This is a genomic window from Hamadaea sp. NPDC051192 (assembly GCF_040682475.1).
GTDB lineage: Bacteria > Actinomycetota > Actinomycetes > Mycobacteriales > Micromonosporaceae > Hamadaea > Hamadaea flava.
Genome location: NZ_JBFBAZ010000074.1, coordinates 1 through 12843, shown reverse-complemented (window position 1 = coordinate 12843; position 12843 = coordinate 1). Strand labels below are relative to the sequence as shown.

Here is a 12843-nt window from a genome sequence, read left to right as displayed (position 1 = left end):
CCCGGCTATTGCCAATCCAACGATCAGGTTCCCCGCCAGGGCGAATGTCCAGTAGCGTCGCGCGGGTGAGGCAGCTGACGTCGCGCATCCTCGCCGCGGCGGCCCGGCGCTATCTGGGCCGCAAGGGCGGCTTCGACCTGGCCAAGGTAGGCATGCTGCCCGACCGCACGCTGGTTCCGTTGCGGCGGGCCGGGATCGATCCGATTCCGGAACTGGGCGCGATCCGTGACCAGGCGCCCGTGTCGCGGCTGCCGGTGCCGTTCGGGCTGAAGGTCTGGCTGGTCACCGGCTACGACGCGGCCAAGCAGGTGCTCGCCGACGGTGACGGATTCTCCACCGACTTCGCCAATCTCGCGCCGGGCGTCGCCGGGCCGGGCGGCCTGGGCTTCGCCGATCCGCCCGAGCACACGCGGTTGCGCAAGCTGCTCACGCCGGAGTTCACCATGCGCCGGCTGGCTCGCCTGACGCCGCGCATCCACGAGATCGTCGAGGATCGGCTCGACGCGATGGCCGCCGCGCCCGGGCCGGTGGACCTGGTCGCGGAGTTCGCCCTGCCGATCCCGTCGCTGGTCATCTGCGAGCTGCTCGGCGTGCCCTACGCCGACCGGGCCGACTTCCAGCGCCTGGCCATGGCCCGCTTCGACGTCTTCGGGGGCGCGGACGCGTCGCTCGGGGCCATCAGCGAGTCGCTCGACTATCTGCGTACCGTGGTCGAGACCCAGCGTCGCGCACCCGGTGACGGGCTCATCGGCATGATCATCCGCGAGCACGGCGACGAGGTCACCGACGACGAGCTCGCGGGCCTCGCGGACGGCGTGCTGACCGGGGGCTTCGAGACGACCGCGAGCATGCTCGCGCTGGGGGCCTTGGTCCTGCTCTCGGATCCTGCGGCATTTCAGCTGGTACGCACGACGGACGAGGCCGCCGCGCCCTTCGTCGAGGAGGTGCTCCGGCATCTGGCCGTCGTCCAGGTGGCCTTCCCCCGCTTCGCTCGCGACGACCTCACGATCGCCGGTACGCAGATCAGCCGCGGCGACGTGGTGATCGTCTCGTTGTCGGGGGCCAACCGCGATCCGGTGCTCGGGCCGAACCTGGAGCACCCCGATCCCACCCGTACGCCGACCTCGCATCTGGCCTTCGGGCACGGACTGCACCGCTGCATCGGCGCTGAGCTGGCGAAGATGGAGCTGCGGGCGGCGTACCCGGCGCTCGTCCGGCGCTTCCCCGGCATGCGGCTGGCCGTCGAGCCCGCCGAGTTGCGCTTCCGTCCCGCGTCCATTGTGTACGGCGTCGAGTCGCTCCCGGTGCGGCTCGGCTGAACTGCCGCGTCCGATCCTCGCCAGACGCGCGGCTTTCGGCGTACCAGTCTAGTGATCATGAACGCACTGAACAGCAAGGTAGCCCTGGTGACCGGCGGCGGACGGGGCATCGGCGCGGCGGTGGCCCTGCGCCTGGCGCAGGACGGCGCCGACGTGGTGATCACCTATCAGCGGGACGCGCAGGCCGCCGAGAACGTCGTGAAGCAGGTCGTGGCACTGGGCCGGCGCGCGGCCGCGCATCGCGCGGACAGCGCGGACCCGGCCGAGGTCGTCGCGGCGGTCGACGCCGCCGCAGCCGAGTTCGGGCGGCTCGACATCCTGGTCAACAACGCGGGCGAGTTCCTGCTCGGCCCGATCGAGGAGCTGACCCTCGCCGACTTCGAGCAGACCGTGGCCGTCAACGTCCGGGCCCCGTTCGTCGCCAGCCAGGCGGCGCTGCGGCACCTTACCAGCGGGGGCCGCATCATCATGATCGGCAGCAACGCAGCCGAGCGGGTGGTGTTCCCCGGCTTCTCGCTGTACTCGCTGAGCAAGACGGCGCTCACGGGCCTCACCAAGGCGCTCGGCCGGGAACTCGGCCCGCGCGGCATCACGGTGAACCTGGTGCACCCGGGCGCGACCGACACCGAACTGAACCCGGCGGACGGTCCGAACGCGACAGTCGTCAACGGGTTCACCGCCACCGGGCACTACGCCGACCCGGCCGACATCGCGGCGGCAGTGGCGTTCCTCGCCCGCGCGGACAGCCGATATGTGACCGGCACGTCGATCAGCGTCGACGGCGGCTTCACCAGCTGAACGGGACGATCGGCATCCGGCCGCTGTGGCACTGTGGCCGGATGCCGATCGACTGGCCGGTGCTGCTCGGCGCGTCCGCCGCCGCGTACGCGCTCGCGCTGCTCTCCGCGGTGGCCGGGTTCGGCGGCGGCGTATTGCTGCTTCCGGTGTTCACCGCGTTGTTCGGGCTGCGGACGGCGGTGCCGATGCTCACCCTGACGCAGCTGTCGAGCAACGGCGCCCGGGTCTGGCTCAACCGCCACGACCTTCGGTGGCGCCTGATCGCCTGGTTCGCCGTCGGCGCGGTCCCGTTCGCGGTGGCCGGCGGCATCCTGCTCGCGCACGCCCCGCTCAGCCCGCTCAAACGTGTCCTCGGCGGTTTCCTCATCGGACTGGTCGTGTGGCGGCGCGTACGCCCCCGGCCGGGCAAGCCGAAGGACCCCGTCTTCGCCGCCGTCGGAGCCGCGTCCGGGTTCGGCTCTGCCCTGCTCGGCTCGGTCGGCCCGTTGACCGCGCCGTTCTTCCTCGCGTACGGGCTGGCTAGGGCGGCGTACATCGGGACGGAGGCGGCCAGCGCGCTGACCATGCACCTGGCCAAGCTCACCGCGTACGGGACGGGTGACCTGTTGACCCGGACCGTGCTGCTCTACGGGCTGGCGCTGACTCCGGCGGTGCTCGCCGGGGCGTGGACGGGCAAGAAGATCCTGACCCGGGTCAGCGACCGGCTGTTCGTGCTGCTCGTCGAGGCCGGTCTCGTCGTGTCGGGATTACTCTTCCTGGGAGGGATGTGATCACATGCGGGACTGGCTGATCGGGCTCGGCGTCGCGATCGCCGTCGTCATCGCTACGTGGGGCATCCTGATCTTGCTGGCCAAGCGGCTGCCGCCGGGCGTGCTGCGCGATCTCGCGGCGTTCATCCCCGACTGCGTGACGACCGTTCGCCGGTTGCGCAAGGACCCGCGGGTGCCGCGCAAGGCGAAGATCGCGATCGTGTTCGCCGGGATCTGGGTGGCCAGCCCGATCGATCTCATCCCCGAGTTCATCCCGGTGATCGGCCCGCTGGACGACATCATCGTGGTCGCCCTGTGCCTGCGGTACGCCGGCCGCCAAGTCCCGCGGGACGTGCTGCTGGCTGCATGGCCGGGCGAGCCGCGGTTGATCGAACGCCTGCTCGGTCCGGTTTAGCCGGTTTAGCCTGAGGGTATGCCCGCACCCGTGGATCTGGCTGTCCAAACGCGTCCGCACGCCGTCGTCGAGTTCGGGGTGGTCCCCGAGTTGGTCTTCGAGTCGTTGACCGACCCCGGCCGGGTCGCCCGCTGGCTGCCCGAGCCGCTGCGCCTCGACGAGGACGGGCCCGGTCTGCTGCGCGTACGCCTGCACACACCGGACGTGGACGGCACCGGCGACCCGGGACTGCGGCATCAGCGGGTGCTGCCGGTCGCCACCGAGTCCGGCGACGCCTGGTACGCCAACCTGGTGATCACGCCGCTGCCGGACGCCCGGAGCCGGGTGGACGTCGGGGTGCTCGGCGAGTGTGACCACGAGCGGGTCGACGCGTTCCTCCACCAGGCCGTCGCCGCCGTCCGCGACGACATCGCCGAGAGCTTCACGCCCGGCTGATCCCTGGCCATCCGCCCGATATGCCGTACATCGTCCCGAGAATGACCGACGATGGCGGAATGAGCCTTCGTGAGGCGTGGCACACGATCTCGCCGCAGCCTGACAGCGACCACGGCCCGCTGCCCCCGATGCTGGTGCTGCTGACCCTGGGCAGCGGACTGGTCGACGCGTTCAGCTATCTCGCGCTCGGGCACGTCTTCGTGGCCAATATGACCGGCAACGTAGTGTTCCTCGGCTTCGCCCTGGCCGGCGTCGGCGAGTTCGACGTGTGGCGGTCGCTGCTGGGGTTGACCGCGTTCACCGGCGGCGCGGTGCTCAGCGCGCGGGCGATGCGCCGATTCGCTCCGCATCGCGGTCGCATGGCGCTGGTGGCGATGCTGGTTCAGCTGCCGGTGACGGTCGCCGCCGCGATCGTCGGGCTGGCCGCGCCGCACCCGTACGCCGGGCTCCCCGCCGCCGTGCTGATCGGCGTGCTCGCCGCGGCGCTGGGCTTCCAGAACGCTGCCGTCCGGGCGTTGGGCGTACCGGATCTGACGACGACCGTGCTGACGAGGACCTTGACCGCGATCGCGGCCGAAAGCCGCTGGGCCGGCGGACCTGGCGGGCGTTCGGGGCGCCGGATGGTCTCGATCCTCAGCATGTTCGCCGGCGCGTTCGCGGGCGCCCTGCTGGTCGACCGAGGCCATCCGGACTGGGTGCTGGTCGTCGCGTCGATCGTGCTGGCATTCGTGGCCGTCACGGCGGTACGCGCCGCGCGGTCGACGCAACGCTGGGTGTCAGCTCACGTCGCGTAGGTACTCCGCGACCTGCCGGCTGTGCTTGGACCGGGAGTGGGCCGCCTTCTCCGACGGCGTCAGGCCCTCTTCGTCGACGGTGGGCAGCCGGACCGACCGCAGCACTTCGGCCAGGTTGTCGTAGGTCGCCAGCGGCAGACTGTGCAACGCCCGGCGGGTGTCCGGGTCAGCGCCGTACTGGAAGGCGTATTCGACGATCTCCTGCTGCGTACCCGGGAATTTGAATTCGGCCAGGGTCTCTTTGACAAGCTCGTACGGATCAGCCACGTAGGCCAATCTACGCCGAGTCCGACAAATCGCGACCCGAATCCCGCGCGGAAGACAGCCGCACCTCGACGTGCGCGCCGCCGAGCGGGGAGCTGTTCGCGGCCACGACCGACCCGCCGTGCGCCCGGGCGATCATGTCGACGATGGTCAGGCCCAACCCGGTCCCGCTCGAATCGTGCCGGGGCACCGAACCGGGTTCGGGGAACTGCACGGGCAACATCGCGGCCGGGCCGGCGAGGCCATTGGATCAGGGATCCGGGTCGAATCATGGCCCAAGATTCGACTTGGATCCGTGATCCAGCGCCCAAAATGCCGCCCACCCCAGTGGGCTAGAGGTCCAGGGGGCAGGGGCGCAGGACCGCCCAGACTCGCTTGCCGCGGTGGTAGCGCTGCACGTGCAGCCGGGCCGTGAGGTCTTCGACGATGGCCAGCCCGTGTCCGCCGTCGACGGTGGCGACTCGGCGTACCGGGAGGGCTGAGGAGGCGTCGGCGACGCCGATCCAGACCACTCGGCCGCCACGCAGTTCCAGGCTCAGCTCGACGCAGCCGTCGGCGTGGAGGACCGCGTTGGAGACCAGTTCACTGATGACCACGGCGGCGTCGCCGAGCCAGGTCTCGTCGGTGCAGCCCCAACCGATCAGGATGGGTTTGGCGCCGTGCCGGGCGGCCGCGGGTGCGGTGTGGTCGAGCGGCAGCCGGAGGTGCGCCGAGGTCGTAATCACCATCCCTGCCTCCGTCACGTTCCGTCGCCTCATCCTCGCCGATCGTGAACCAGGCGGCAAGTCGCGTACGCCATCCCGTGCCACGCCCAGGTAGGACATTCGGCTGCCCCGCCGGAGGGGTCCGGCGTGCCGGGCCGGTCACCGCATCGGCCCGGCCTACGCTGGCGTCCATGCAGTTCACCCGCCGCGCGGCACTCGCGGCGGGCGCCCTCACGCTCGCCGGCTGCGGCTCCGCACCTCAGGCACAGACCGCCAGCCCGAGTCCGTCGGCCGCACCGTCCGCGTCGCCCTCGCCGTCACCCCGGCCCGGCGAGATCGTCCACGGCCCGCGCGACCGCGCGCAGGTCGCGCTCACCTTCCACGGCCAAGGCGAAGATCAACTGGTACGCACAACGCTGGCCGTCTTGGCGCGGCTGGACGCGCCGGTGACGGTCCTCGCGGTCGGCAGCTGGCTCGACGAACACCCAGGGTTGGCCCGCGCCATCCTCGACGGCGGTCACGAGCTGGGCAACCACACCTACTCCCACGCCGACATCAGCAGCCTGCCCACCGCCGCCCAGTACGCCGAGATCACCCGCTGCGCCGACGTGCTCCGCCGGCTCACCGGTTCGACCGGGCGCTGGTTCCGGCCCTCGCAGACGCCCCGGGCGTCGGCCGCCCTCCAGCGGCAGGCCCAGCGCGCGGGATACCCGACCTGTCTCGCCTACGACGTCGACTCGCTGGACTACACCGATCCCGGTCCGGCCGCCGTCGTCCGGACCACGCTGGACGGCGTACACAATGGATCGATCGTGAGCCTGCACCTCGGCCATCCCGGCACCGTCGAGGCTCTACCGGAGCTGATCGCCGCCCTGCGCAAGCGCGGCCTGACCCCGGTCACGGCGACCACCCTGCTCACCTGACCTCAATTGACGCATCATCCGATGCGAAAGTATCTTGCCGCTGCCGCTCCGCTGACCTAGCGTCTCCCCTTGCCATGATCACGGGGACACGAGGGGACGCCGATGGTCTACTCCAATGAGGAACTGGAAGAGCGCAAGCGCGGTGGGCGCGTCGTCGGCCCGCTGTTCCTCCCCAGCGGGGGCACGGAACGGCGAGATCCCCGGCGGCTGTTGAAGACGCTGTCTGTCATCAGCGCGGTCTTGTCGACGGTCAGCCTGGTGCTCGCCGTCGCCGTGCTCAGCGTCGACGCTTTCGTCCTCGCCGCGCTCGGCCTGGTGCTGGCCCTGCTCTACTGGCAGTTCAGCCGGGCGGAGCAGCCTAGTCCGGTGCTGTTCGCGGTCACCGTGGGCGTGGCGGTCGGGCGCGCGCTGATGGTGCTGCTGACCTTCCTCGCCACGAAAGGCGCGTCGGTTCAGACGCTCGTCGCCGGTGTCGTCCTGCCGATCTGGATCCTGGTCGTCGCGATCCGGGCCATGCGCCAGATTCAGCGGGAGAACGCTGCCGAGCCGCTCACCTGACGCAGTACGCGCCGCTCAGACGCCCTGCTCAGCGGGCTGCAAGCGGGTCGCGCGCTCGTGAAGACCGTGGATGTCCGCCCCGGCCGGACTGACTATTCCCACACCTTCTGTTGGAGGATTCCCACAATTTTCGCCCAGCCGAGCTGGCGAGTCCAACGATTCGCTACTGATGAGTAACCGCGAAGGTTGACCTAGGACCCCTCCACACCCGGGAGGCCCCGTCCATCGGCGTACGAAGCTTTGGGAGGCTTACTCGGTGTTCAGCCGTATCGCCATCGTCAACCGGGGAGAGGCCGCGATGCGGCTCATCCACGCCGTCCGCGAGCTCAACGCGACGGACGGGGCTCCGCCGATCGAGACCATCGCCCTCTACACCGAGGCCGAGCGCACCGCGACCTTCGTCCGCGAGGCGGATCAGAGCTTCTGCATCGGGCCCGCGTCGGCCCGGCCGTACCTGGACCACGCCGTCCTGGAACGTGCGCTGATCGAGACCCGCGCCGACGCGGCCTGGGTCGGCTGGGGCTTCGTGGCCGAGGACCCGGCCTTCGCCGAGATGTGCGAGAAGATCGGCGTGACCTTCATCGGCCCGAGCCCGGAGGCCATGCGCCGGCTGGGTGACAAGATCGGCTCGAAGCTGATCGCCGAAGAGGTCGGCGTGCCCGTCGCGCCGTGGAGCCGGGGCGCCGTCGAGACGCTGGAGGCGGCCAAGCGCGCCGCCGCCGAGATCGGCTACCCGTTGATGCTCAAGGCGACCGCCGGCGGCGGCGGCCGGGGCATCCGGGTCGTGCGCAGCGACGACGAGCTGACCGACGCGTACGAGCGGACCAGCCTGGAGGCCGAACGCGCCTTCGGCAGTGGCATCGTCTTCCTGGAGCGCCTGGTCACCGGGGCGCGCCACGTCGAGGTGCAGGTCATCGCGGACGGCCAGGGCACCGCTTGGGCGCTCGGCGTACGCGACTGCTCGGTGCAGCGGCGCAACCAGAAGGTCATCGAGGAGTCCGCCTCGCCGGTGCTGGCCCCCGAGCAGGTCGCCGAGCTGAAGAGCGCGGCCGAGCGGCTGGCCCTGGCGGTGGACTACAAGGGCGCGGGCACCGTCGAGTTCCTGTACCACCCGGGTGAGAAGCTGTTCGCCTTCCTGGAGGTCAACACCCGGCTGCAGGTCGAGCACCCGATCACCGAGTCGACCACCGACTTCGACCTGGTCAAGGCGCAGATCCACGTGGCGGGCGGCGGCCGGCTGGGCGACCGCGTACCGACCGAGATCGGGCACGCCGTCGAGGCGCGGCTCAACGCCGAGGACCCGGATCGCGATTTCGCCCCGTCCCCCGGCCGCATCGAGCGGCTGACCCTGCCCGCCGGTCCCGGCGTACGGGTGGACACCGGGGTCAGCGAGGGCGACGTCATCCCGGCCGACTTCGACTCCATGATCGCCAAGATCATCGCGTACGGGCGGACCCGGGAGGAGGCGCTCGGCCGGTTGCGCCGGGCCGTCGCCGAGACCACGGTCATCATCGAAGGCGGCGCGACCAACAAGAGCTTCCTGCTCGACCTGCTCGACCAGCCCGAGGTGATCGACGCCAGCGCCGACACCGGCTGGATCGACCGCGTACGCGCCGAGGGCCGGCTCGTGTCCACCCAGCACTCCGGGGTGGCGCTGGCCGCCGCCGCGATCGAGGCGTACGAGGACGAGGCGACGGTCGAGCGGCAGCGGCTGCTGTCGACGGCGCACGGCGGCCGTCCGCAGGTGCAGCACGAGAGCGGCCGTCCGATCGACCTGAAGCTGCGGGGCGCGACCTACCGGGTGACGGTGGCGCAGACCGGCCCGGGGCGGTTCCGCGTCTGCGTCGGCGACGGCGATTCCTCCACTGTGGATGTCGAGCTGGAGCGGTTCGACGAGCACACCGGCCGCATCGTGGTCAACGGCCGCCGCTACCGGCTCGTCACCGACACGCACGGCCCGATCCACCTGGTCGAGGTCGACGGGGTGACCCACCGCGTCAGCCACGACGAGGGCGGCGTGCTGCGCTCCCCCGCGCCCGCGCTGGTGGTCGCGACCCCGCTGGCGGTCGGCGACGAGGTCGAGGCGGGCGCGCCCGTGCTCGTCCTGGAGAGCATGAAGATGGAGACCGTCCTGCGCTCGCCGGTCAAGGCGCGGGTCAAGGAGTGCCTGGTCTCGGTCGGCAGCCAGGTCGAGACCGGTGCGCCGTTGCTGCGCCTGGAGCCGATCGGCGACGACACGGCGGCCGAGGTCGTCGAGTCCGAGGCGGTCGACCTCGATCTGCCCGCCGAGCCGACCGACCGGACCATCGAGGAGCGGGTGACCCGCGGCATCGCCGACCTGACCAGCCTGCTGCTCGGCTATGACCTCGATCCGCGCGACGAGCGGCGGGCGTTGTCGAGCTATCTGGCCGCCCGGGTCGACCTGGGATATCGGCCGCTGCGCCGGGAAGCCGGGCTGCTGCAGGTCTTCGCCGACCTGTCCGAGCTGAGCCGCAACCGGCCGGCCGGCGAGGAGAACAAGGCCGACACCCGGGTGCACAGCCCCCGCGAGTACTTCCACACCTACCTGCAGAGCCTCGACGTCGAGCGGGCCGGGCTGTCGGAGACCTTCCGCACCCGGCTGGCCCGGGCGCTCGCGCACTACGGCATCGACGACTTTGAGCGTACGCCGGAGCTGGAAGACGCCGTGTTCCGGATCTTCCTGGCGCAGCAGCGCGCAGCGGCCGACGTCTCGGTCATCGTGACGTTCCTCCAGCAGTGGCTGACCGAGCCGCTGCCGCCGGAGAACCTGCGCGAGCAGGTGGGCCAGGCGCTGGAGCACCTGATCGCCGCGACCCAGCTGCGTTTCCCGGCCGTGGCCGACCTGGCGCGCAGCATCGTGTTCCGCTGGGCCGCCCAGCCGATGCTGCGCCGCAAGCGGGCCGAGGTGTACGCCGACGTCCGCGGCCACCTTCGCTACCTCGACGAGCACCCGGACGCGGCCGACCGGGGCGAGCGCATCGCCAAGATGGTCGCCACCCCCGAGCCCCTCGTACGCCTCCTCGGCCAGCGGATCGGCCGGCCGGGCGCGGACCACGGCCCGATGCTGGAAGTGCTGAGCCGCCGCTACTACGGCAACCGGGGCCTGATCGAGGCCACCTGCGCCGACCGGGCCGGCGCCGCGTTCTTCACCGCGGCGTACGACCGGGACGGCGGGCGTTTCCGGCTCGTGGCGACCGCGGCCGACCACGCCGACCTGCCCGCCGCGCTCGCCGAGGTCGCGGCGCTGTCCACCCAGACCGCGCCGACGGATGCGACCGCGGTGGCCGACGTCTACGTGACGTGGGACCACCAGCCCGACGCCGACACGATGGCGGCGACGCTGCGGCAGATCCTCGATCAGGCCGGGCTGCTCGACGTCGTCCAGCGGGTCACCATGACGGTCGCCGGGGACGCCGGCGCCGCCATGCACCACCACTTCACCTTCCTGCCCGGGTCCGGCGAGGACCTGGTCATCCGCGGGCTGCACCCGTTGATCGCCCAGCGTCTGCAGCTGCCGCGGCTGCGGAACTTCACGCTGAACCGGCTGCCCTCGGCCGACGAGGAGGTCTACGTCTTCCACTGCGTCGCGCCGGGCAACCCGGCCGACGAGCGGATCGCGGCGATGGCCCAGGTCCGCGACCTGACCCCGTTGCGCGACGGCGAGGGCCGCATCGTCGCCCTGCCCGCCGTCGAAGGCGCGCTCGACGCCTGCCTCGACGCCATCCGCAAGGCGCAGGCCCAGCGTCCGGCCAAGAAGAGGTTCGACACCAACCGGATCACGCTCTACGTGTGGCCGCCGATCGAGCTGAGCGTCGCCGAGCTTAACGACGTGGCGCACCGCGTACTGCCGATCACGGCCGGCGCGGGGCTGGAGGAGGTCCTGTTCATCGGCCGCCAGCGGGACGAGGCGACCGGTGAGCTGATCGAGATCGCCGTCAAGATCTCCTACGACCAGGGCATGCAGATCTCGGCCGCGGAGCCGACGAACGAGCCGATCCAGCCGCTCGACGACTACCGGCAGAAGGTCTTGGCGGCCCGCCGCCGGGGCACGACGTATCCGTACGAGCTGACCGACATGCTCGCCGGGGCGGACGGCACGTTCGTCGAGCACGACCTCGACGACACCGGCGCGCTGGTCCCGGTCGACCGGCCGAAGGGGCAGAACAAGGCGGGCCTGGTCGCCGGCGTCGTGCGTACGCCGACCGAGCGGTATCCCGAGGGCGTCACCCGGGTCGTGCTGCTCGGCGACCCGACCAAGGCGCTCGGCGCGCTCTCCGAGCCGGAATGCGCCCGGGTCATCGCCGCGCTCGACCTGGCCGAGCGGATGCGGGTCCCGCTCGACTGGTTCGCGCTGTCGGCCGGCGCCCGGATCTCGATGGACTCCGGCACGGAGAACATGGACTGGGTGGCCGCCGCGCTCAAGCGGATCGTCGAGTTCACCCAGGCCGGCGGCGAGATCAACATCGTGGTCGCCGGGATCACCGTCGGCGCCCAGCCGTACTGGAACGCCGAGGCGACGATGCTCATGCACACCAAGGGCATCCTGGTGATGACGCCGGACTCGGCGATGGTGCTCACCGGCAAGCAATCGCTGGACTTCTCCGGCGGCGTGTCGGCCGAGGACAACTTCGGCATCGGCGGCTACGACCGGGTCATGGGCCCGAACGGGCAGGCCCAGTACTGGGCGCCGGACCTGCGGGGCGCCCGCGAGGTGCTGATGGCGCACTACGACCACGCGTACGTCGCGCCCGGGGAGACCCGGCCGCGCCGGGCGGCCACCACCGACCCGGCCGACCGCGACATCTCCGGCTACCCGCACTCGATGCCCGACAGCGACTTCACCACGGTCGGGGAGATCTTCTCCAAGGAGCGCAACCCGGACCGGAAGAAGGCCTTCGACATCCGTTCGCTCATGCGGGCGCTGGCCGACCAGGACCACGCGGTCCTGGAACGCTGGGCCGGCATGGCCGACGCGGAGACCGCCGTCGTGCAGGACGTCCACCTGGGTGGCATCCCGGTGACGCTGCTCGGCATCGAGTCCCGCTCGGTGTCGCGGCGGGGGTTCCCGCCCACCGACGGCCCCGACACGTACACGGCGGGCACCCTGTTCCCGCAGTCGTCGAAGAAGGCCGCGCGGGCGATCAACGCCGCCAGCGGCAACCGGCCCCTGGTGGTGCTGGCGAACCTGTCCGGGTTCGACGGTTCGCCGGAGTCGATGCGCAAACTCCAGCTGGAGTACGGCGCGGAGATCGGCCGGGCGATCGTCAACTTCCAGGGCCCGATCGTCTTCACGGTGATCTCCCGCTACCACGGCGGCGCGTTCGTGGTCTTCTCCAAGGCGCTCAACCCGTCGATGACGGTGCTCGCGGTGGACGGCTCGTTCGCCTCGGTCATCGGCGGCGCACCGGCGGCGGCCGTCGTGTTCGTCGGCGACGTCAACGGGCGTACGGCGAAGGACGCGCGGGTGACCGACCTGGAGAAGGCGATCGCGGCCGCCTCCGGGGCCGAGCGGGCCGCCCTCATCAGCCAGCTGACCGAGGTGCGCTCGAGCGTACGCGCGGAGAAGCTCGGCGAGGTCGCGGCGGAGTTCGACCGGGTCCACAGCATCCAGCGGGCGGTCGAGGTCGGCTCGGTCGACGCCATCATCCGCCCCGAGGAGTTGCGCCCGCAGATCATCGCGGCCGTCGAACGGGGACTCGCCGCCTGAGGCGGGACGCCTGACGTACCTGCGGCGGGGGGGGGGGGGGGTGGGGGGCCCCCCCCCCGGGGGGGGGAGGCAGGGGAGGGGGGGAGGGACGCGGGGGGGGGGTGGGGGGGGCAGGCCCGGGTGGAGAGAGGGAGAGGGGGGGGGGGGGGGAGAGAG

The 12843-nt window shown here is 71.5% G+C and carries 12 protein-coding genes; 9 read left to right on the top strand and 3 right to left on the bottom strand.

Features of this window, described 5'->3' with window-relative positions; all coding sequences use genetic code 11:
- The first annotated feature begins 65 nt into the window (after nucleotides 1–65).
- The 6 genes from AB0M47_RS26680 to AB0M47_RS26655 are packed head-to-tail and all read left to right on the top strand — an operon-like array spanning nucleotide 66 to nucleotide 4510.
- On the top strand, nucleotides 66–1319 hold the full coding sequence (locus AB0M47_RS26680) for a cytochrome P450 (RefSeq protein ID WP_363418801.1): 1254 nt from the start codon (nucleotides 66–68) through the stop codon (nucleotides 1317–1319).
- A 57-nt stretch (nucleotides 1320–1376) separates the two neighbouring features.
- Entirely contained in the window at nucleotides 1377–2117 is a 741-nt protein-coding gene (locus AB0M47_RS26675; protein WP_363418799.1) for an SDR family oxidoreductase, read from the top strand.
- Nucleotides 2118–2158: 41 nt separating this feature from the next.
- Nucleotides 2159–2887 carry a sulfite exporter TauE/SafE family protein gene (locus tag AB0M47_RS26670; RefSeq protein WP_363418797.1) on the top strand — a complete coding sequence of 243 codons (729 nt, stop codon included), beginning with the start codon at nucleotides 2159–2161 and terminating at the stop codon, nucleotides 2885–2887.
- Between the two features lie 4 nt (nucleotides 2888–2891).
- Nucleotides 2892–3281 carry a DUF1232 domain-containing protein gene (locus AB0M47_RS26665; protein ID WP_363418795.1) on the top strand — a complete coding sequence of 130 codons (390 nt, stop codon included), beginning with the start codon at nucleotides 2892–2894 and terminating at the stop codon, nucleotides 3279–3281.
- Between the two features lie 18 nt (nucleotides 3282–3299).
- A complete protein-coding gene (locus AB0M47_RS26660) occupies nucleotides 3300–3716 on the top strand; it encodes a hypothetical protein (RefSeq protein WP_363418793.1) in 417 nt (138 codons plus the stop codon).
- Between the two features lie 41 nt (nucleotides 3717–3757).
- A complete protein-coding gene (locus tag AB0M47_RS26655) occupies nucleotides 3758–4510 on the top strand; it encodes a YoaK family protein (protein ID WP_363418791.1) in 753 nt (250 codons plus the stop codon).
- On the opposite strand, the gene AB0M47_RS26650 is transcribed toward AB0M47_RS26655, so the two are convergent.
- The 3 genes from AB0M47_RS26650 to AB0M47_RS26640 all read right to left on the bottom strand — a co-directional run bounded on the left by AB0M47_RS26650 (nucleotide 4493) and on the right by AB0M47_RS26640 (nucleotide 5502).
- The gene (locus AB0M47_RS26650) at nucleotides 4493–4777 is read right to left on the bottom strand and encodes a DUF2795 domain-containing protein (RefSeq protein ID WP_253762973.1); all 285 of its coding nucleotides are present in this window, start codon (nucleotides 4775–4777) and stop codon (nucleotides 4493–4495) included. The two genes, AB0M47_RS26655 and AB0M47_RS26650, sit on opposite strands and share 18 nt — an antisense overlap.
- 10 nt (nucleotides 4778–4787) lie before the next feature.
- Nucleotides 4788–4988, bottom strand: coding sequence for an ATP-binding protein (locus AB0M47_RS26645; RefSeq protein WP_363418789.1), 201 nt, complete (start codon nucleotides 4986–4988; stop codon nucleotides 4788–4790).
- A gap of 118 nt (nucleotides 4989–5106) precedes the next feature.
- On the bottom strand, nucleotides 5107–5502 hold the full coding sequence (locus tag AB0M47_RS26640) for an ATP-binding protein (RefSeq protein ID WP_363418787.1): 396 nt from the start codon (nucleotides 5500–5502) through the stop codon (nucleotides 5107–5109).
- Nucleotides 5503–5669: 167 nt separating this feature from the next.
- On the opposite strand from AB0M47_RS26640, the gene AB0M47_RS26635 reads away from it, so the two are divergent.
- The 3 genes from AB0M47_RS26635 (at nucleotide 5670) to AB0M47_RS26625 (ending at nucleotide 12687) form a co-directional block, all read left to right on the top strand.
- Nucleotides 5670–6401 carry a polysaccharide deacetylase family protein gene (locus tag AB0M47_RS26635; protein ID WP_363418785.1) on the top strand — a complete coding sequence of 244 codons (732 nt, stop codon included), beginning with the start codon at nucleotides 5670–5672 and terminating at the stop codon, nucleotides 6399–6401.
- A 102-nt stretch (nucleotides 6402–6503) separates the two neighbouring features.
- Nucleotides 6504–6959 (top strand): hypothetical protein, encoded by a 456-nt coding sequence (locus tag AB0M47_RS26630; protein WP_363418783.1) that lies wholly within the window; start codon nucleotides 6504–6506, stop codon nucleotides 6957–6959.
- Nucleotides 6960–7215: 256 nt separating this feature from the next.
- Entirely contained in the window at nucleotides 7216–12687 is a 5472-nt protein-coding gene (locus AB0M47_RS26625; RefSeq protein ID WP_363418781.1) for a carboxyl transferase domain-containing protein, read from the top strand.
- Nucleotides 12688–12843: the final 156 nt, after the last annotated feature.